The sequence below is a fragment of the Candidatus Bathyarchaeota archaeon genome (assembly GCA_026014465.1).
Taxonomy (GTDB): domain Archaea; phylum Thermoproteota; class Bathyarchaeia; order Bathyarchaeales; family Bathycorpusculaceae; genus JADGNF01.
The window spans coordinates 1,020,355-1,040,487 of record JAOZID010000010.1 but is presented as its reverse complement, the minus strand read 5'-3'; the positions used below and the strand labels follow the sequence as shown (position 1 = coordinate 1,040,487).

The window sequence follows — 20,133 nt, the reverse complement described above, 5'->3', positions numbered from 1 at the left end:
TAGTCTCCTTATTTTTGTTACACTGTCACCGATATGTCCATAAAAATATTTCGAGCGCAACAACAAAAAAACATCAAGAATACATAGAGTTCACACCCCAAAACAAACCCCGCCCGTTTTTGGAAGGCTCTTCACAGCTTAAACAGCTGCAGAACTGCTAGGTTTTTGTTTTAGTTTTGGTTTGGCTACAAACAGTGCGGCTGTGACACCTGCAATTAGCAGTACCAGAACCGCCGCATTTGGAATCTCTGGGATTGCCGCTTCTTCTTCAGGAGCTAAATCGTTTCTAAAGTTTGTCTGCAACGTGAACTGGTTGTATTCGTCAACTATGAACGTGTTAGCATAGATGTAGAATGTTTTCACGTCTACGAATTGCTCTTCTATGTTGAACGTGAGAATGCGCAGGCTTGCGGCTCCTATGTAGTTGTCTTTGTCTTGGCGGTTAAAGAGCAGTTCGTGGCGGTCGCCTACTTGGTTTCTAAGACCTGAATTGGCTAAGGGGTGAACATGTGCGCTAAGGGTTAGGAACACGTTGGAGTGTGTTGCCAAAACGGTTTGGCGAAAGTTTTCTGCCCAGTTTTCATAGTTGCCTGTTCGGTTCAAATAAAAGTGTGTTGCTGCTATGGCGTGAGATTGGGGGTAAGCATCTAAAAGCTCGTTTGCCCAGTCTAAGGCGTCGTTGTCGGCGAGGTATTCAAGATTGACAATTAAAAAGTCGTGGTCGTCTACGGTGAAGTGAACCGCCGTGCTTCGTCCGTCCCCGTTGCTGCCTATCCAGTAAGGCTGTGTTGCAAAGTTTTCGGGGTCAAAAGCGGCGTACTGGTTGCCTACCCAGCAGGTCTGGTTGAAATCGTGGTTTCCCGCGTCCCAACAGTAGGGAATGCCTGCGTCCAGCAGCAGGCTCATAGAGTGGTTAGCGTATTCCCACTGCGTTAGGTTGCCTTCAGTTTGGACCAAATCGCCCGTGTGGATAACCATTTTCGCGTTGTATTTTTCTTGGTTCTTAACTATCCAGCGGCACAGGCTATCGTAGTAGGTGGGGTACTTTTCTGTTAGGTACTGGGTGTCTGTTATCCAGATTACGCTAAAGTTTCCTTCGGTTTGGGTTACCTGCGCATCTAAAGCGGCATCTAACGGTGTGGGTGCTTGTGAGTTGGTTTGCGTTTGGGCTGTAGCTTGAATCGGCATCAATGCGGCTGCAACAAGCAACAAAACAAAGATTCTGGTTCCAACAACGTTCGTCCTCAATTCTAAGCCCCGCAACGTTTTATTTTTTTGGCGGTGAAAACTTATTAGATGGAATTCGTCATGTCTATTAAAACATAACGGTCTGCATCGTTTAGTCTAGGTGAAACAGGTAATGAATAACAGGACAAAGGGTCTTTCAGTTGTTATAGTTGCAGTCATAGTTTTAGCTACTGTCGCTACGGTTTACTATCAGATGCCTGCAGCAGATGGTCAGTTGCCTGCGGGAGAACCTCCAGAAGGGCAAATCCGAGTTACAGGCGAGGTGGAGTCTGACCAAACTTGGACTGTAAAAGAACTCTCTGAACTGCCCGTAACCAACGTCACAGTACCCGTTGACTGCGTGAACGAAACCTACGTTGGCGTTCCCCTCTTTGACTTTTGCAATTACACGGGGATTCTTTGGGATGCAGGCACCATAAACGTAATTGGTTCACAGGGTAACCAAGCGACCTTAAACATTTACCAAGCCTACAACAGCAGCGCCTACCCCTACTTCTACAACGACAACGTCATCATGCTCGCCATAGCAAAAGACGGACAATGGCTAACCCCCCAAACAGGCGGACCCATAAAACTCGTAGCGCCCTACTTCCAAGTTGAATACCAAATAGAAAACGTTGCCCAACTAGACTTCACGCTGTGGACAGTTTCCCTCTCCGGCAAAGTCGAAACTCCCCTAACCATCAACTCACATAACCTTGACGAGTTTGAATCCCTAACCGTAGAAGCAGAATTTGCCGCAAGCGAAAAACGGACCTCCAACTGGACAGGTCTGCCTATGATAGAGCTGCTAGACACCGCAGGCATCTCCCCCGAAGCATCCATGGTAACCATAATCGCAGTCGACGGCTACAGCAAAAACTACACTCTACGCGAACTAAGCCAAGGACGCATGCTCCTAGGATACGCAGAAAACGACACCCCCCTACCCCACGCAGACGGAGGACCTTTCAGACTATTTGCCACCACAGAAAAATACAAATGGGCACAATTCTGGGTCAAATACATCACCGAAATCATAGTCTCATAACCGCGCCCTTCTTTCCTTGATTGTTTGATTTCGCTGTGGGCGCTACGCTAACAGTTGTGTGGTGCTTGTTGTTTTCTTTTCTAAAAATGCTTGGTGGTTTTGGGTGGGGAGAAAAGAGGTGGCAGCGTAAAAGTTGCTGCCTGCTAGGGTGTTATTTTTTTGCCGAGGTTTACTTGACGATTTTTTCCCAGCTTGTGACCAGGTCGAGAACTTCTTGGCCCTTTTGTCCGCCGTAGCTTTTTAGGCGTTCGCGGAGTTCAGTTTGGGCAACAGCTGCTCTTTGGAAGTCTTCCATTTGGCTAGCTTTTTCTGTCAAGTAAAGCAGGTTGTCTACGCCAGCGCGTGCCATACGAACAGAGACTGTAAGCAACTCGCTTGGAGTTGGGACTTCTCTTGGATCGTCACCTGGACCAAACACGTACAATGAAATGTTTAGCGGCTTCTTGAGCAGTTTCTTGAAGTTGCGGGTAAGCATTTCCCAGTACCATGGAGTCGCGTAGTTCTTAGAGAACATGACAACTAGGAATTCGTCAGTGAGTGGGGCTAAGTCATCAAAGTTTATGCCAAAACGTTCGTAGCTGGTTACGGGGTCAGGAAGCAAGCCTATGACAAATTTTTTCTTTGCGCGGTCGCGTACTCGTTCGCTTACTTGTGCCATGTAGTCAGTGACTTCTTTGCGTCTCCATTCTAGCCAGCTAAGACCGCTTTTCTTCCATTTCTCGTTGCATCGGGGGCATGTGCAGTGTCCGTGCTCTGCAAAGTGGATGCTGTTAAGCCAAACTCCTGGGCTGTTGCGTGCGACGTCCTCCATGTAGTCTAGCTGTTCTTCTCTGTGTTCAGGTTGTGTGTGGCAAAGAATGTCCCAGCGAACGTTAAAGTTGTTGTTGGTTCTCCATGCTGGACCCAAGGGTGACTGGCTAATCCAGTCGGGATGATTGCGTGCGGTAACGTTGTCGCCGAAAATAGCTATGTTGCTGTACATATCTGGCAGGGGTGGCATGCGTCTGCCGACTTCTGGTTTTACCCGGTATAAGTGAAAGTCAAAACCTTCAGCTTTCTCTGGTAGGAACACGTATGTGCCGAATTTCATCAATTTGCACCTTTTATCTTGCAAAACGTTGGGCGCGGTTATAAAGTTTTGCGTAAAACCCGTTTATCGTGAAACTAAAACAAAAACTGCTTTTTCGGGTTTTTGTTGCTGAAGGTTTATGCGTTAGTTGTGTTGTTATTGTTTTACTGATGAGGGTTAAGGCTGCGGTTGCGACGGTTCAGGGTAAGGCATATTATCAGATAGTTGGGGCTTTAAAACAGAAACGGGTTCCTTTTTTGAGTATGATTCCCAGTGAGCCTTTGCCTGCGGAAATTAGAGTTGTCCTAACCACTGAGGGAGAGAAGCACTTAATAAATCATGAAAGAATCTTGGTTTACAGCGGTGAAGCTGAGCCAGAGTTAATCGCCAGTGAAGCCCGAAAGATTCTGCAGGGAAAAGACGCTTACGACAACGTCGTGATAGGCGTAGACCCTGGGAAAGCGTTTGGGTTAGCCGTTGTAGCTGACGGCGCAGTGTTGGATGCCGAGAACGAGTTTAGCGTACAAGCCGTGCTGGGCAAAGTGCAAAGCGTACTGCGAACCGTGGGCGTTTCCTCTAGGCAAGTTACCGTGAAAGTCGGCAACGGCGTTCCAGTTTACAAAACCCTCGTGGAAGAGTTAAACGGGGTTATGCCACCTCAGGTCGCTTTGGAAGTGGTTCGTGAAGAGGGAACAACTCATCATTGCGCGGTTAGGCATGGGCGGCGGATGAGGCATATTGCTTCGGCTATTTGCATAGCGAGCAGGACAGGCCGTTATGTTCAAAGGAGGAAAAATAGTGGACAGGACAATTGAGCGTGGACGGACATTGCTGGTGGATGGTCCAGCTTCAGTCGTTATCACGTCAGGCAAAGCAGAAGTTTTCGGTTACCCAGTGGTGGATACGCGCCGCTTCATAATCCGCGAAGGCAAACGCTTACCCTTCGAAGTTACCGAAACCGCCCAAGTCGGCTTGCGCCTAGGCGAAAAAGCTGGCTTTAAAGAAGTAGAAGGCAGCACAATCCCCCCATCATGGTTCAACGCCTACGAAACCTTGCAGAGCATCCAAAAAGACACGCCAACCGTGGTCATGGTCACAGGTGCAGTGGACTCAGGCAAATCCAGTTTCTGCACTTTCCTCATCAACCGCTTAGTCAAAGAAAAACGCAAAGTCGTCATCTTAGACGAAGATTTAGGGCAATCCGACGTTGGAGCCCCCAGCACCGTTGCTTACACCCAAGTAACCCAACCCGTCACTGACCTGTTCAAGCTTGACGTAGAAAACGCGTTTTTCGTCGGAGCAACCTCGCCTAGCCGCGCCGCGGATAAGACCGTGGAGGGCACCAAACAGTTGCGTGACGAAATTTTTGGCAAGGATTTGGCGGAGGTTTTGGTTGTGAACACGGATGGCTGGGTTGAGGGCGAGGAGGCTTTGCGGTTTAAGACGCGCCTGTCTATGATGCTTGAGCCAGACATGGTTTTTTGCCTACAACGCGCCGACGAACTCTCGCCGCTGTGCTCAGCCATTGGTGATTTACGTCAACAATACGTAGAATCTCCCGTAGCTGCACTTGACCGTGGCAAAGAAAACCGCAAAGACCTGCGCGAACTCAGCTACACCCGATACTTGGAAAACTCTAAACTGCACACCTTCCCCAAAAGCCACATAACCATACAACAAGAAAAACGCGTGCCCAAAGGACAAGAACAAGGCTTACTCATGGGACTCTACGGCAAAACCAAAAAATTCTTGGGCATAGGCATCCTGCAAGATATCGATTATACAAGAAACAGCCTAAAAATCTTAACCGCCGTCACCGCCAAACCCGCGTTGGTGGTTTTTGGAGAAACCCGTTTGGACGGTAACTTGCGTGAGTTGCCCAAGAAGACTGTGGATTAGGGTTTGAAGAACTGTTTTAGCTCTTTTGACAGAACGCCGTCGGCTTGAGGCAATACTTTGAGGTCACGTAGCACCCACGAAGGCAAAAACCTTTTGCAGTAGCCTGAAGCGAAACGGTAATCCAAAAACACAATCGCGCCGCGGTCTTCCAAGGTTCTTACCGGTCGACCCGCAGCCTGTGAAGCTTTTTTCATGGCAGGCAAGATGTATCCGTATTCGCGTCCTTGCTGGGGAAACTGCTTTTCGTAGTATTCGATTTGGGCTTTCACCCGCGGCGTAGGCTCCGCATAAGGCACCCCAACAACCACCACTGAATTCATCTGGTTCCCCGGAAAATCTACGCCCTCTGAGGTTCGTCCGCCTTGTACGCCCATAAAGGCGGCGCCGCCTGCCAACGCGCATTCCTTATATTCTTCCACCAAAGCCTCGTTTGCCTTAGAACTCATGCCTCGACGCTCACAAAACAGCGGCTTCTCCAACGCCTCCTCCAAGCCCTCAGCGAGCAAGGCGCGGGAGACTTCAAAAGACGCCGTGAAAATGCCCGTGTTAACAGGCGTGCTGTCGACGACTTCGCGGATGCGCCTTATCATGGTCTGGTAGGTTGCGCTGGTGCGGTTTTCCATCGACGTGGATACGCCACTGCATACGGCGGAGAATATGTGTTCTCGTGGAAACGGCGAGGCTGCAAGGTGCTGGATGGTGTTTTCGGGGAGCCCCGTGATTTTGCTGTATGCTTCCAGCGGCTGCAACGTGCCTGACATGACAACGTTTGCGTAGGTGGATGCGAAAACGGGCATGGTCACTTTGGCGGGGTCTAACGCGACGATTTCAAGTTTGGCGGCGGGGACGTTTTCGCGGGTGAAATATTTGCTTAAGATGTTGATGTATGAGTCATCGCCAGTGGTTTCTATCCATCTGAGCAGAAAATCGCCCATGCCATGAATGTAACTGCGCGGATGCTTCCCCTCGGCTAACAGGATTTTCTTTACGGCGGCTCCTGCTTCACCCAGCGACTGCACAAAGCTTTTTGGGTTGGGTATGCCGCATTTGTCTAGTATGACCTCCGTGAGAAATTCGTGGGGGATTAGTTCTTCTTTGCGGATGCTTTGGGCGCGTTTTTCGGTTTCGTCGTGTAGTACCCGCGCGAAGGCTTCTGCTTGTTCGTATCCGAACCTTTCTGCTTCACGTTCGGCTTGGCGCATAACAAACAAGGAGAGGCTGCTGCTGGAGATGTCTATGGCAGTTTCAGGCAAATTATGTGCCTCATCCACGATTAGTATGGTTTTCTGCAACTGCGTATCCAAGTTTTTGAGGAAGGCGTTGCGTATGTTGGGGTCAAAAACGTACAGGTAACTCAGGGCGATGACATTGACGTCAGAGAGCGCGGTTTTTATGAGCTCATATGGGCAGATGCGTTTTCGTTTGCAGACCCGCATGATTTCAGAAGCGGTGTAGCTGCGTGTGGCGATTTGCTGTTGGAGTTGGAGGTAGTCGTAGGTTTGGGCGTCAGAGTTTTTGTAGTAGGGGCATTCGCCTTTGGCTTTGAGCAACTCGCAAGCTTCCATGAGGGATTTGGCGTCGTAGCTTTGTTTGGCGTCAAACTTGTGCAGGCACATCTCGTTGCGCCCACGCAAAGAAATCCCCGTAACTTTTCGCTGCCTGCCAATGGCTTTGAGCTCGTCAATTACGCGTTCATGCTGCCTGTGCGTGCGCGCCACATACAAAACCTTCAAGTTCTTCTCCATAGCCGTTGGCAAAACCGCAGAAAGCGAAGAAATCGTCTTCCCCAACCCATTTGTGCCCTCAATAAGAACACTGCGGCGCTCTTTCACCCCGCCATAAATGGTGCTTATGAACTTGTCCTGATTAGCCCTTACTTTGCTGTAGGGGAAGTAGGGTTCAACCTCTGTAGGCAGCGCAGTGGTCTTTGACATCTATTTCCATTGCCCCCTTGTTAGACAATAAGTGCCCACCACGCATTCGCTGCATCGCGGGTGTCTTGCTTTGCAGGTTTTGCGTCCATGCTCAATAAGTAGCATATGCACCGCCAAGTAATCCTTGGGGTCATACAGTTCTTGCAAGCTACAGCGCACTGCCTCGTAGTCGCCTTTTGCAGGTGCCAATCCTAAACGTCTTGAGACGCGGTTAACGTGCGTATCCACGGGTACTGTGGGTTGGTTGGCTGAGAAAAGCAAGACGACATCGGCGGTTTTTGGTCCAACACCTGGAAACTGCATGAGCGTCTCGCGTGCTTGTTGCGTGGGCATCGCTAAGATGTTTTGTAGGGTGCCGCCGTGGTTTTGCAGCAGTTCCTGTGACGCCTGTTTTATGGCTTGGGCTTTGGCTTTGTAAAGACCTGCCGATTTGATTGCTGCTTCAATCTGGTTTAGGTCGGCTGTGGCTAGGGCTTGAGGCGTGATTTCAAAGTGGCTTTGCAGGTTTTCGTAGGCTCTGGCGGTATTGGTGTCCGCAGTGTTTTGCGAGATAATGGTGACAACTAAAGTTTCAAAAGCGCTGCGTTTGCGTTTCATCCAAGCAGGTAAAACCAAAGTTTCCCTAAGTATCCCCAAAATCTTCTGTGCTTGCTGCCTATCAATCACCTGATGCGCCCTCTAAACCTGTGTGGTTACAGCACATAGTGAAACTGCCAAGCTATAAATGCAACAGCACAAAACAACAAAACCAACTAGCTTGCAGAAAAGACATTTTGTTGCTTGGTTAAACAAGGAAAAAGGCGTTTGCTTTGGGTTTAGCGGGGTATTGCACTTGTTATGCCTTGTTTGAGGGTTGCGGTGAGGTTGTTTTTGAGGTCTTCGTAGCAGGCGCTTAGGCGTTTGGTGTCTTGTGCTGACATGCCCTTTGCAGTGAGTTGCTGTTTGAAGGCTTTTCTGGTTTTACGTACGCGGCTGCCCAGTGTAAGGTACATCCAGAAAACGTTAAGCCCCAGCACCCCAATATGCGGCGTTGCCTTAAACACCGTAGTAACTATCGCAGCTATGCGTTTGTTGTTTGCGCTAAATATGCAAGTTATCCGCCCGCTGCTGTTTTGGCTGTTGAGAAAACCTTTAACTTTCAAAGCGCTTACCACACATACATACGCACCTAAACTTGGAGACACAAACTTTGGATAAACGCGCAAACGTCATAAAAGAAGAACTCACCGAACAAGGGCACAAATTCTTAGCCGTATATGTTGAAGCAAAAAACAGTTGCCTAGTTTTGCTTAGCGAAAATGAAGACAAAATGGGAACTATGGCTATTGCAGTGCCTAAACCCCACGATTTAGGCTCGGTTTCTTCATCAGTTCTTTTTGGTGACCGCAACGCAATTTCCGCACGCATGTTCGCCGAGCATGTGGCAGCCAAGAAGAAGAAAATTGGTGTGGTTTCAGTTTACTTAGAGAAGGTAAGCGAGCAGCAGGCGCAAGCGTTTTTTATGCATCTGCTTGACAAAGTGCTTCATCCTGAAGGGGCAGAAACAAAAGAAGCCGAAAAAATATAGTTTCGTTCGTGACGGGTATGATCTGCAAGGTTTCGCCCAGCGAGTTTGAAGCCGTGTTGGGCGTGGTTAATGACGCAGCGCAAGCATACAAAGGCGTAATTCCACCTGACTGCTGGCGAGAACCCTACATGACCCCCCAAGAACTCAAAGCAGAAATCACCCGCGGCGTAGAGCTTTTCTGCTTCAAAGAAAACAACGAAATAACCGCCGTCATGGGCATCGAACGCTTCAAAGACGTAACGTTAATTCGCCATGCCTACACGCTAACCCGCCGCCAAAAACAAGGCATAGGCAAAAAACTGCTCCTGTACCTTTTAGGTTTAGCGAAAACGCCCATAGTTTTTGTGGGGACTTGGGAGGCTGCTTGGTGGGCAACAAGGTTTTACGAGAAAAACGGGTTTGTGCTGGTTTCTTCGCGCCAAGAAACAGACCGTATCTTGCAGACGTACTGGTGCATCACAATGCGTCAAGTGGAAACTTCGGTTGTTCTTAAACTCAACACATAAAACACAGCGACCTATACTATCAAACAACTCGTGGAGGACATTAGCCGTGACAAAACAAACCCAGACTCTGCAAATCAACCCCGCCAACCCCGAAAAAGAAACAATCCAAACCGCCGCAGAAATCATCAAAACAGGCGGCTTAGTTGCTTTCCCCACCGAAACCGTCTACGGCTTAGGCGCAGACGCCCTAAACCCCAAGGCAGTCACTGCGTTGTTTGAAGCAAAAAAACGCCCCCAAGACAACCCCCCCATCGTGCACGTAGCAGACCCCCAAACAGTCCACAGCCTCGCCGTGCAGGTTTCAGAAAAAGCAGAAAAACTCATGCAGCAGTTCTGGCCAGGTCCCCTCACCTTAGTTTTTAAGCGTTCTTCGGTGGTGCCTGAGGTGACCACTGCGGGTTTGGATACCGTGGCGGTGCGTATGCCCAAAAACCCCGTGGCGTTGGCGCTTATCAAGGCGTGTGGTTGTCCCATAGCTGCTCCCAGCGCGAACATGGCAGGAAAACCCAGCCCCACAACCGCCGCGCATGTCATGGAGGACTTGGCTGGACGCATAGACGCCGTGCTAGATGGCGGCGCCGCTGAGGTTGGCGTGGAATCTACCGTGTTGGATGTGAGTGTGGAGCCGCCGATGCTTTTGCGTCCTGGTGCAGTAACTCTTGAAGAACTACAGCAAGCAATAGGCGAAGTGGCAGTGCATCCGTTTGTGGTTTCTCAAACCCAAATAACCGAAGACCAAGCGCGCTCCCCAGGAATGAAGCATAAACATTACGCGCCCAAAGCCCAACTCATCCTTGTTGAAGGCGGAATCACCCCCGTTATGTCCACCGTAAAAGAGCTCATAAGCATCTACTGGCTCAACAACAAAAAAGTCGGCGTACTAGCCACTAGCGAAACTGCGTGGGCATACGAAGCTGACGTAGTTAAATCGTTGGGCAGCCGCCGCAAAATGCACGACGTAGCCGCTAACCTTTTCAAGAAACTGCGCGAATTCGATGAAGAAGATATAGACGTGATAATATCTGAAAGCATACCCCCAGAAGGACTAGGTCTGGCCGTTATGAATAGGCTACGCAAAGCCGCAGGATACAACATTATAAAAGTCAAAAAACAAGCCGACGTCCCATAGCACGCAGCACACAGCAAAACCCCTTCTGCCTTTTTTGGTTCTTAGTGTGTCTTTGCGGAACGTTTGGTTTTTGTAGATGGGAAAAAATTTATATCCCCAAGCACTCATTTCCGTTCTTAAATTTAACAGTTGTAAACAAGAGAATTGGTGAAATGTATGTCTCAAGGTGGAGTTCCAGTTATAGTATTGAAGGAAGGTACCGGGCGCTCAACCGGGCGCGAAGCTCAGAAGAATAACATCATGGCTGCAAAGATTGTGGCTGAAACCGTGAAGAGCACTTTGGGTCCATGCGGTATGGACAAGATGATGGTCACCAGCTTTGGCGACGTGGCAATTACCAACGACGGCGCAACCATCATGAAAGAACTTGATGTACAGCACCCTGCAGCAAAGATGCTTGTTGAAGTTGCAAAGGCGCAGGACAACGAAGTTGGCGACGGAACAACAACCGCCGTGGTTTTGTCAGGAGAACTCTTAGCAAAAGCTGAAGGTCTGCTAGACAAAAACGTTCACCCAACAGTAATCATTGAAGGCTTTAAGAAAGCCAGCGAAAAAGCCCAAGAAATCCTAAACCAACTCGCAATTCCCGTATCAACAACCGACGAGAAGACCCTGCAGGATTTAGCTCTGACCACTCTGGCAAGCAAAGGCATCTCCTCAGCCAAAGAGCTTTTCGCCAAAATCAGCGTAGACGCCGTCAAACAAGTCTCTGAAGACCAAGACGGCTCCCTCAAAGCAGACATTGACCTTATCAAAATCGTCAAAAAACACGGTCAAAGCCTAGACGAAACCGAACTCGTTAAAGGCATGGTAATCGACAAAGAAGTCGCCAGCAGCCAAATGCCCAAACTCGTCGAAGGCGCCAAAATCGCACTACTAAACGCCAAATTAGAAATCGAGAAAACCGAGTTCGACGCCAAAATCAACATCGAAAGCCCCGATCAAATGAAACTTTTCCTAGACGAAGAAGAACGCATGCTCAAAGAAATGACAACCAGCGTCACCAAAGCAGGCGCAAACGTTGTCTTCTGCGAAAAAGGCATCGACGACATGGCACTACACTTCCTTGGCAAAGCAGGCGTGTTAACCGTCAAAAGCGTCAGCAGCAGCGACATGGAAAAACTCAGCCGAGCTACAGGCGCAAAAATCGTCGCAAACGTAAAAGACCTCTCTGCAGACGCATTAGGCGAAGCCAAAACTGTTGAAGAAGTCAAAATCGGCGATGACAAACTAATCTACATCCGCGACTGCAAAAACCCCAAAGCCGTAACCGTAGTCATACGCGGCGGAACCGACCACGTCATAGACGAAGCCGAACGCAGCCTACACGACGCCCTATGCGTCATACGCAACGCCGTAGAAGACGGCAAAATCGTCGCAGGCGGCGGCGCACCCGAAGCAGAACTCGCCAAACACCTACGCGCCTTTGCAGTAAGCGTGGGCGGACGCGAACAACTAGCCGTTGAAGCATTCGCCGAAGCAGTCGAAGCCATACCCCTAACCCTATCCGAAAACGCAGGATTAGACCCCATCGACATCATGGTTGCCCTACGCTCCAAACACGAAAACGCCGACAACAAATACTTTGGCATCGACATCAACACGGGCGACATCGTCAACATGCTCGACATGCTCGTCCTCGAACCCTTACGCGTCAAACAGCAAGTCATCAAATCCGCAACCGAAGCAGCCAACATGATCCTCAAAATCGACGACCTCATCAGCATCAAAGGCACAGGCGGCGGAGCCCCACCAATGCCCCCAGGCGGAATGGGCGGAATGCCACCAGGCATGGGCGGTATGGGTGGCATGGGCGGTATGCCCTACTAAGCCTCCAAAAACCTTTCTTTTCTTTCTTTTTGTTCTCAAAAACGCGTTTAGTTTTCTCGGTTTTCTTGAGATAGTTTCTCTTTGATTCCGTAAACCTTCTTCACAAAAGCCGCGATGTTTTCAGCAAATTTAGAATCATTAAAAGACGATACAACCGCAAGCGGCTTTTCTTCGCCTTCAATTCTTACTAGGGCTTCTTTAAACTCTTCTTGAAAGCGTTCTTTAGTTATTCTCGTCTTGCCTCCTCCGATTCTTCCTCGGTGAAGAAGATACCTTTCGTCTTCCTCTTTAGCAAAAGCGCCCCCACTGCTTCCATTAATTCCCTCTCTGGGTGGATTAATTTCGCAAACAATACTAAGACTGGATTTCTTGTTCCACTTTGGTTCTCCTACTCCAAATGCGTTCCAAAATCGGTTGTCATGATCATCGTTTTGTGCCCACCAAATGCCTAGTTTTGTGCTCCAATGAACTGTTCTTTTTTGCATTCTTCCTCTATGCCTAATTTTGATGTTATACCCTTCTTTATCCTGCTTCTCCTCGAGTTTTTTTAGCAACAATTCTTGAGCCCTTTTACTTTCGTCTCTATTTGTGATGAGTGTTAGCGGTTTTGACATAATACTTTGTCTGATTGTGAAGGTATATCTCTTTTGTGAATGGTTTTTCTAGTGTTTTTGGTTTTGTTGGCTGTGCGGGTGTATTTTGTGGATTGAGAACAGTTTTATATCCTCTAAGGGTAGAGTAGGTTTTGTGTGTCCTGTTTTGTTTGAGGTGTTGTTGTGAGGCATGTGAAGATTTCGGCGTTTGATTGTTCTGATGCTTGGTTTCAGGCTTTGAGCTGTATTTGGCGTGAGGGCGATGTTTTCAGGGTTGGGTTTGGTTCGGAAGAAACGGAGACTAGGAAGCTGAATTTGTCCATTGAGATTGCGCATCCTGAGAATCGTCCTTTGGTTAGTGATAAGGCGCCTTGTGATTTTAAGTACGTGCAGGGTTACGCGTTGGAGTATTTGTGGTGTGGCGAAAAGCAAGACGAAGAAACCTACACCTACGGAAGCAGGCTCAATCACCCAATTAACCAAATCGAGCAGGCAGTGCAACGCTACGTTGAAGAACAACAAGACCGGCAAGTCACCATGGTCATACGCCTGCCGGAGGATATCCTCAAATTCGGTAAACAACACAAAAAATCTGAACCCCCGTGCCTAAGCCTAATCGACACCGAAATCTTGGAGGGCAAAATGCATCTCACCTGCTACTTTCGCAGCTGGGACGCCTACGCAGGACTACCCGCCAACATCGCAGGGCTCCAACTATTCAACGAAGCGTTTGTCTCAGAAATCAACAGCCGTAGCAACCTCAACCTCGAAACCGGCAAGCTGATTTTCCACAGCAAAAACTGCCACATCTACCAACGCCAATACAAACTCGTGCAAGAAATGCTCTCCCCCCAAACCACAAAAAAACCCCGCCTAGCCCAGACCCTGCAGAAAGCCGCTGAAGAAAATTAAGCCGCGAAGTTGCTTTTTTGTGGCTAATGTTTTTGTTTGCCCGCTGCTTTTGTTCTTGTTGTTTGTGGTGGTTTGTTGTGGCGCCTTTGATTTCTGGTTTTGACCCGTGGAAGAATAGCCTGTGCACTTGTCCGCCCAAGTTGACTATGAACCCGTATAGCGGCTGTGACCACCAGTGCCTTTACTGTTACGCGTCAAGTTATATCCCAAACTTCTCTGATTGCAGACCCAAAAAAGAACTCGTAGCAAAGCTCAGGCGCGAAGCTGCCAAACTTGTTGGCGAAACTGTTTCTATAAGCAACTCTTCTGACCCGTACCCGCGCATGGAAGCAAACTTGGGCTTAACCCGCCAATGCCTCGAAATCCTCGTGGAGAGCAACTGCAAAATTCAAGTAATCACCAAATCAAACCTTGTTGTCCGCGACGACGACCTCCTAAGCAAGGTGCCCTCAACAGTTGCGCTGACTATAACCACGTTGGATGAGCAGGTTGCCCAGTTGCTGGAGCCTTTTGCGCCCAGTGTGAAGGAGCGCCTTAGAGCCGCTCAAGACTTAACGTCTGCGGATATTCCAGTTTGCGTGCGCATAGACCCCATAATACCCTACGTGAACGATGACCCCAAAGCGCTTATCGCTGAGCTTGCAGGCATGGGTGTCAAACATGTAACCAGTTCAACCTACAAAGCCAAACCCGACAACTGGCGCCGCCTAACCAAAGCTCTGCCTCAAATCGCAGAAAAACTCCAGCCGCTTTACTTCGAGCAAGGCGAACGCCAAGCAGGGAACACGTTGCTGGCCAAAGAGTTGCGCTTCAAAATGCTCAAGCGGGTACGCGATTTAGCTGTGGCGCAGGGGATGCAGTTTGGGGTGTGCAGGGAAGGCTTACCCAAGCTAAACACGGCAGCATGTGACGGTTCATGGTTGCTTAACAAAGAGGAGAAGAGGTGACTGCGGTGGATGGGCGTGTTGTGATGTTGGTTGATTTGGATTACTTTTTTGCTCAGTGTGAGGAGCTTCATAATCCTGAGTTGAAGGGTAAGCCTGTGGTGGTGGGCGTGTACAGCGGACGCACACAAGACAGCGGCGCAGTAAGCACCTCCAACTACCTCGCCAGGCAATACGATGTTAAATCAGGACTGCCCTTGTTCTTAGCTAAAAAGCGCCTTGAAGGAGTAGACGCGGTTTTCTTGTCTGTGGATTACGATTATTACCAGAAACTCTCCGACAAAATAATGGAGCTGCTACGTGGGTTTGCGGATGTGTTTGAGCAGGTGGGTATTGACGAGGCGTACTTGGAGGTTACCAAAAAGCTTGGCGGCGATTTTGAGGCGGCGGAGGCGTTGGTTGCGCAGATGAAGCAGGCGGTGAAACAAGAGGTAGGCGTGACGTTTTCGGTTGGCGTTGCCCCTAACAAGCTGGTTGCAAAAATCGCATCCGACATCAACAAGCCCGACGGCGTCACTGTTGTTCGACCCGCGCAGGTGAAGGAGTTTTTGGCTCCGTTGGCTGTTGGCAAACTGTTGGGGGTAGGGAAGAAAACCAGCGCAAAGATGGCGGCTTTGGGCATCAAAACTGTGGGAGATTTAGCGGGGTTTAGTGTGCAGCGTCTGGTGGAGGTTTTTGGCAAAACCTTGGGCGTGTACTTCCATAACGCCGCAAACGGCGTAGACAATGACCCTGTGAAGGAAGCAGGGGAAGCCGAATCCATAAGCCGCATCGCCACCTTAAAAGAGAACACCCGCGACTTAGAGGTCATTTTGGAGAAAACCAATCAGCTCATCGACGAAATCTACGCTGAATTTGCCCCAAAGAACATGAGCTACAAACAAGTTGCCATCCTTGCAATACTTGTGAATCTGAGCACCAAAACCCGCTCTGTCACGCTTGAGAAACCCGCCAAAGACAAACAAACCATCCAAAACCACGTACACGACCTCACGCAAAAATTCCTAAACGAATCCACGCTGGAGCTGCGCAGGGTCGGAGTAAAAATTGCGGGGTTTAGCAAAGAAGAAAAAGAGCAAAAACAGTTAACCAGCTTCTTCCAAAACCCCTGACTGCGGTTTGAAACCGTTTTTATACCCTGCATGCTCTATGATTGGTGAGGCTGTTTGGTCATGGAGTTTACTGAAGCTAAGCTTGGGCGAATTTTTGTTTTACGACTGCACGATGGTGACCGTTTGCCAGATGCTGTTGAACGTTTTGCCAAGGAAAACCGTGTTCGTAGTGGGGTTTGTTTTTTGGTTGGCGGCATCAAGGACAAGAGTTGCGTGGTGGTTGGTCCCAAAAACGACGATGAGCTTCCCCCTGACCCCATGGTTAGGCTGCTGTGTGGCGCGCATGAAGTCTGCGGCGTAGGCACCCTCTTCTCCAACCCTGACGGCAAACCCACATTGCATATGCACGCAAGTTTTGGACGCGGCGAAACCGTAACTACAGGATGCACGCGCAGGGGAATAGATGTTTGGCTAATTGGCGAGGTCATACTGCTTGAATTGGCGGAGACATCGGCTAAGCGCGTGTTGGATGAGAAAACGGGTTTTGAGTTGCTTGAGGTCAAGGATTAGCCAAGAAAAGTTAGTATAAAGATTCTTCTTGGGTAGTATCCGAAGGCGTAGGTGTTGTTTTGCAGTAGTCGGCTAAAGTTGCCTGAGTCGTAGAGCATTTGGAAGACGCCTTGCAGGCTTAGGGTGCTGTTGAAGTAGGGTTCGTCGCCGCTGTATTCGTAGGTGAAGACGTATTTGACGTTGTTTTGTTTGCATAGGTTGATGAATTCTTCTATGTCAAAGTCGGGTGTGTAGGTGTCGACGGGCTGATAGGGGTAGTTTAGGACTTTGTTGTATTTGCCCTGCGCGTTTAGGTAGAACCGTACCATGTCTTGACTAAAGAAGTTCTGCGTACACATAACTACAATGGCGTCTTCGGGCTCCACGATGGTTGCGGCGAATTCAGAGGCTTCTTGGATGGGTATGTGGACGCGGTCTTTTGATAGCCAGACCTGCGTGTCTTGGACGTTATAATATGCACCTAACGCAACAAACCCGATTAGGATGCACGCACAAAACTGGGAGAAACGTTTCTCGCTCATGCTTAGGTGCTTGTTTGCCCAGATTTTCCTCATAGTGCTAAGCCCTGAAGAAATTAGGCTAGCTGCTGCGAACGCCAAAACGGGGAAGACGGGAACGATGTAGCGCCAGTGCCTGTTGGGGATTACCGTGAAAAACACGTACACTACCACAAACCAGATAAGCAAATACTTGTCGAGGGGTTTTCGTCTCCAAGCAAACAAGACCAAGCCGCCTATCCCTAACGCGTACAAGAAGAACGAGACAGGGTGGATGTCAGCGTAGGGTGAGGTCATCTCGAAAAAGTAGAACAGCGGCACCTGTAGCCACGGGGGTATGGAGATGAATATGTGGGGGAACCTGTTGATGCCTATGCTGTTAAATCCGAGGCTGTAGAGGGTTTTTTCGGGGTTTCCAATGTTCATGGCGTAGAGCCACGTTTCGAGCATGCCTGACGCGTAAACCTGATATGCGGCTACTATCCAAGGCACAAAAACCAAAACTGCCACCACTAGCAAAAACGCAAATTTAGGCAGCCGCTCTTTCAAGTAGCCCCTGCACAGAAACAGAAGCCCCAAAAGCATTATCGCGGCGACTATGACGGTTTGGTATTTGGCTAACACGCCCAGCCCCAATGTTATGCCGCTCCACAGTAGGTATTTGCGTTGGTCGTTGTGTAGCCACATGAAAAACAGGAGCGCCGAGACGGTGAAGAAGAAGATAAGCATGGTTTCTATCATGGTCATGCGCGAGAGCCAGATGTAGGCGGGCATGACGGCGAGTAGGACGCTGGCGGTTAGGGCGATTTTTGCGTCGTAGAGTTTGTAGCCAAATTCAAAGACTGCCCAAAGCGAGAGCACCGAGAACATGAGGGACACTAATCTGCCGTTAAACACGCTTGCACCTATTACCTTGAAAAAAACCGTGGTTACAAGGTCAAAAAGGGGCGGATAGAAGCCGCCTTCGGTGAGGTACGACGTGAACTGTCCCGTGCTTAAAAGCAAGCCGCTGTTGAGGTGGTTTACTTCATCCCACCGAATAGACATGTACGATAAATCCCAGAGCAGAAAAACCATGTATGTAAGGATGAATCCTATGAACGCTAGGCGCCATTTGTCGCTGAGTTTGAGTCTGCACCATGCTATTAGCAGGAAAAGTTTTGTTTTCAGTTCGTCTTTTCGTGAATGCTTATTTGTCATGTGTTGCTGGATAGCTTTCACGGTTTGGGGGAAACCCATAGAATCGCCTGTCTAAGCGTTTTTGTGTGCAATCAAGAAGAGAACAAGTCCAGCCAGTACCAAAACAAGCAACAAGCCGCCAAGACCCTGCAAAGCCAACCGAAGCACGGGGTCAGAATGGTAAACCACGTTAGTTGGAATACCTAGCCAGTACGCCGCCAGAAAAAGCCCCATAAAAACTGCGCCGACACCCTCAGCTACAAGCAAAAACTGCCTTAACTGCCGAGTTTTCAACTGCAATTCATTACACTCTCCTTGAAACCCTAAACTCCTATTCTCCACCTGCCCCATTTAAACCTAACCCAACTCCCCTTTACATCCAATCCGCCCCCTAAAACGTAAACGCCGCCCCTTTTGGTCAGCGCGGAAATGAACAAACATAATATACTTAAAATAGCAACTGTTGCTTGCTATCTTGTGGAGTCTAAGACATGTCCAAAGAACATTTTACGATGCCGCTTAAACTCGGATTACTACTCGTTGCCCTGTCATGGTTCTTGTTTTCCCTCTACGAATTCGCCAAAGCCGCCTTCAACATCGGACACAACATGTTCTGGATTGAACTAACCGACACCGCAGGCGTCATCGGACTAGGTTTTCGAACCGCCGCAGGCTTCATAGCCGTAATCACCATCCTGTTCTACCTGTTCCGACATGACCTCTCCCGACCTGAAGCGTTGATGTCGCTGCGCTGGATAATCCTGTTAGAAGCCGTCAACTTTGCAGTGCTTTTCCCCTCTGGCATCTGGGGTACCATAAGCTTTGACACATTCTACGGCATAGGCTTCTTCATAGAAACCGGACTGCCCTGCCTAATCGAATCCATACTAATTCCCATAGTTTTAGCTAAACTGTTCTTGGAGTTAAACCCAAACAAACCCACAACAGGCGCAATCAAATGGGCACTAACCGCAGGAACCGTATACATCTTTGTTTTCTGGCTAAACAACACCTGCAACTGGGTCTTCGCCATCATGCAAAAAGGTCTTGATTACATGCTGGCTTACCCCGCCAACATCCTAAGCTTCATAGTAACCTCAGTAGGCTTGCTCGCGCTTGGGGTATACGCCGCTTATTTCACCCGAAAAAACAGCCACCTCCCCAGCATATCCAAACTTAACCTGCAAACAGTCGGCGCAATCGTCACGTTAATGGGCACCTACTTCTTGGGGCTCTACATCATGTGGGCATACCTTGGAACCGTAGGCGGCTGGAGCGACTGGTACGCATGGTTCCTAGGACACAACGTCGACCTCTGGGCAATGGCGCTTCCCCTCATAGGATTACCCCTAATGCTCCACGACAAAACAAACAACAACACCTAACCCTCTTTTTAGAAAACCTTCTTTTTTAGGCGTCTGGCACATTCGGCAAGAGTGACTCCTACAAACGAAAACGCCATACCCGCCACCACAACGGCAAGCAAGGACGTGGAAAGCAAAGAAAACCCAAACTGAGACATAGAAACCGTGGGACCATCTGCGGCTGCTGTGTGTGAAACTGTGGCTTGGCTAAGAGGAATGGCAACTTGCACCCCCACGGGCGCGTGGAGCAGAACCATAACCAAAAGCAACGCCGCTGCTATAGGAACCATCAACAACGGTGCCTTGAGCAACTCATAGAACTTGTGAGAACCCGCCCGCCTAGCCGACAAAAACCACATTAACGCGCCTGGAACAACCAACCCAAACGCTGCCATTACAATGTTTAGGGCAGAAAACAACTCCAAAGACTCCACGCCCAACCACGCCGCTACGGCAAAGCCCCAAAACCCAGGATTTGCAACGGTCAAAACAAACCCTGCAAAGCCAATAAGCGCAGCATCAGAAGTGCGCAGGGCTGCGGTGTTGGTTTTCTTGTTTGCGGCGGTGAGAAGTTGGGCGGCGTTTTGTCCTTTTTGGGTTAGGTGGTATTTTCCGTTTTGGTCTTTTTCTATTAGGTCGGCGAGGATTTTTAGGTGGTAGTTGAGTTTGCCTGTGTTTGCGGCTTGGGTTTGCTTCATCAACTCCGTATAAGACAGGCTATGCGTTTTGCTCAGTGCTATGATGGTTTTGCGGCGAATAGGGTGCTTCAAAACATCAAGCAAGGCTTCGTTTTCAACGCCCAAACCAGAC

The 20,133-nt window shown here is 49.2% G+C and carries 21 protein-coding genes; 12 read left to right on the top strand and 9 right to left on the bottom strand.

What is annotated here, in order from left to right; genetic code table 11:
• Positions 1-138 precede the first annotated feature (138 nt).
• Positions 139-1,248, bottom strand: a complete 1,110-nt coding sequence (locus NWF04_07455) for a metallophosphoesterase (protein MCW4006413.1) — start codon at positions 1,246-1,248, stop codon at positions 139-141.
• A 112-nt stretch (positions 1,249-1,360) separates the two neighbouring features.
• Here NWF04_07455 and NWF04_07450 point away from each other — a divergent pair, with 112 nt between their 5' ends.
• Positions 1,361-2,278, top strand: coding sequence for a molybdopterin-dependent oxidoreductase (locus NWF04_07450; protein ID MCW4006412.1), 918 nt, complete (start codon positions 1,361-1,363; stop codon positions 2,276-2,278).
• Between the two features lie 169 nt (positions 2,279-2,447).
• Here the strand turns inward: NWF04_07450 and NWF04_07445 are convergent, their stop codons facing one another.
• Positions 2,448-3,368, bottom strand: a complete 921-nt coding sequence (locus tag NWF04_07445; protein MCW4006411.1) for a hypothetical protein — start codon at positions 3,366-3,368, stop codon at positions 2,448-2,450.
• 149 nt (positions 3,369-3,517) lie between these two features.
• Between NWF04_07445 and NWF04_07440 the strand changes: the two genes are divergently transcribed.
• Together NWF04_07440 and NWF04_07435 are read left to right on the top strand one after the other, a co-directional pair.
• A complete protein-coding gene (locus tag NWF04_07440; GenBank protein ID MCW4006410.1) occupies positions 3,518-4,162 on the top strand; it encodes a hypothetical protein in 645 nt (214 codons plus the stop codon).
• Positions 4,146-5,246, top strand: coding sequence for a Clp1/GlmU family protein (locus NWF04_07435; GenBank protein ID MCW4006409.1), 1,101 nt, complete (start codon positions 4,146-4,148; stop codon positions 5,244-5,246). The genes NWF04_07440 and NWF04_07435 overlap by 17 nt, the downstream gene beginning before the upstream one ends.
• Here NWF04_07435 and NWF04_07430 read toward each other — a convergent pair.
• The 3 genes from NWF04_07430 to NWF04_07420 form a co-directional block, all read right to left on the bottom strand.
• A complete protein-coding gene (locus NWF04_07430) occupies positions 5,243-7,180 on the bottom strand; it encodes a hypothetical protein (GenBank protein ID MCW4006408.1) in 1,938 nt (645 codons plus the stop codon). The genes NWF04_07435 and NWF04_07430 overlap by 4 nt on opposite strands.
• Positions 7,181-7,846 (bottom strand): endonuclease III, encoded by a 666-nt coding sequence (locus NWF04_07425; GenBank protein MCW4006407.1) that lies wholly within the window; start codon positions 7,844-7,846, stop codon positions 7,181-7,183. It abuts the gene before it with no gap.
• A 149-nt stretch (positions 7,847-7,995) separates the two neighbouring features.
• Entirely contained in the window at positions 7,996-8,322 is a 327-nt protein-coding gene (locus NWF04_07420) for a hypothetical protein (protein ID MCW4006406.1), read from the bottom strand.
• A gap of 47 nt (positions 8,323-8,369) precedes the next feature.
• Here NWF04_07420 and NWF04_07415 point away from each other — a divergent pair, with 47 nt between their 5' ends.
• The 4 genes from NWF04_07415 to thsB all read left to right on the top strand — a co-directional run bounded on the left by NWF04_07415 (position 8,370) and on the right by thsB (position 12,212).
• Positions 8,370-8,747: a hypothetical protein gene (locus tag NWF04_07415; GenBank protein MCW4006405.1), complete on the top strand. Its 378-nt coding sequence runs from the start codon at positions 8,370-8,372 to the stop codon at positions 8,745-8,747.
• A 17-nt stretch (positions 8,748-8,764) separates the two neighbouring features.
• Complete coding sequence (locus NWF04_07410) at positions 8,765-9,253, top strand: GNAT family N-acetyltransferase (GenBank protein ID MCW4006404.1); 489 nt, start codon at positions 8,765-8,767, stop codon at positions 9,251-9,253.
• A gap of 46 nt (positions 9,254-9,299) precedes the next feature.
• On the top strand, positions 9,300-10,382 hold the full coding sequence (locus NWF04_07405; GenBank protein ID MCW4006403.1) for an L-threonylcarbamoyladenylate synthase: 1,083 nt from the start codon (positions 9,300-9,302) through the stop codon (positions 10,380-10,382).
• 156 nt (positions 10,383-10,538) lie between these two features.
• Complete coding sequence (gene thsB / locus NWF04_07400) at positions 10,539-12,212, top strand: thermosome subunit beta (protein MCW4006402.1); 1,674 nt, start codon at positions 10,539-10,541, stop codon at positions 12,210-12,212.
• A gap of 47 nt (positions 12,213-12,259) precedes the next feature.
• On the opposite strand, the gene NWF04_07395 is transcribed toward thsB, so the two are convergent.
• Complete coding sequence (locus NWF04_07395; GenBank protein ID MCW4006401.1) at positions 12,260-12,826, bottom strand: hypothetical protein; 567 nt, start codon at positions 12,824-12,826, stop codon at positions 12,260-12,262.
• A 294-nt stretch (positions 12,827-13,120) separates the two neighbouring features.
• On the opposite strand from NWF04_07395, the gene NWF04_07390 reads away from it, so the two are divergent.
• The 4 genes from NWF04_07390 to NWF04_07375 all read left to right on the top strand — a co-directional run bounded on the left by NWF04_07390 (position 13,121) and on the right by NWF04_07375 (position 16,283).
• Entirely contained in the window at positions 13,121-13,717 is a 597-nt protein-coding gene (locus NWF04_07390) for a thymidylate synthase (GenBank protein MCW4006400.1), read from the top strand.
• 77 nt (positions 13,718-13,794) lie between these two features.
• Positions 13,795-14,664, top strand: a complete 870-nt coding sequence (locus NWF04_07385; protein ID MCW4006399.1) for a radical SAM protein — start codon at positions 13,795-13,797, stop codon at positions 14,662-14,664.
• Positions 14,665-14,669: 5 nt separating this feature from the next.
• A complete protein-coding gene (gene dinB / locus NWF04_07380) occupies positions 14,670-15,773 on the top strand; it encodes a DNA polymerase IV (GenBank protein MCW4006398.1) in 1,104 nt (367 codons plus the stop codon).
• A 60-nt stretch (positions 15,774-15,833) separates the two neighbouring features.
• Positions 15,834-16,283 (top strand): DNA-binding protein, encoded by a 450-nt coding sequence (locus tag NWF04_07375; GenBank protein ID MCW4006397.1) that lies wholly within the window; start codon positions 15,834-15,836, stop codon positions 16,281-16,283.
• Here NWF04_07375 and NWF04_07370 read toward each other — a convergent pair.
• Both NWF04_07370 and NWF04_07365 read right to left on the bottom strand, forming a co-directional pair.
• The gene (locus tag NWF04_07370; protein ID MCW4006396.1) at positions 16,280-18,019 is read right to left on the bottom strand and encodes a glycosyltransferase family 39 protein; all 1,740 of its coding nucleotides are present in this window, start codon (positions 18,017-18,019) and stop codon (positions 16,280-16,282) included. The two genes, NWF04_07375 and NWF04_07370, sit on opposite strands and share 4 nt — an antisense overlap.
• Before the next feature lie 12 nt (positions 18,020-18,031).
• Positions 18,032-18,259 carry a hypothetical protein gene (locus NWF04_07365; protein ID MCW4006395.1) on the bottom strand — a complete coding sequence of 76 codons (228 nt, stop codon included), beginning with the start codon at positions 18,257-18,259 and terminating at the stop codon, positions 18,032-18,034.
• A 191-nt stretch (positions 18,260-18,450) separates the two neighbouring features.
• Between NWF04_07365 and NWF04_07360 the strand changes: the two genes are divergently transcribed.
• Positions 18,451-19,344, top strand: a complete 894-nt coding sequence (locus NWF04_07360) for a hypothetical protein (GenBank protein ID MCW4006394.1) — start codon at positions 18,451-18,453, stop codon at positions 19,342-19,344.
• A gap of 8 nt (positions 19,345-19,352) precedes the next feature.
• Here the strand turns inward: NWF04_07360 and NWF04_07355 are convergent, their stop codons facing one another.
• Complete coding sequence (locus NWF04_07355) at positions 19,353-20,126, bottom strand: hypothetical protein (GenBank protein MCW4006393.1); 774 nt, start codon at positions 20,124-20,126, stop codon at positions 19,353-19,355.
• Positions 20,127-20,133: the final 7 nt, after the last annotated feature.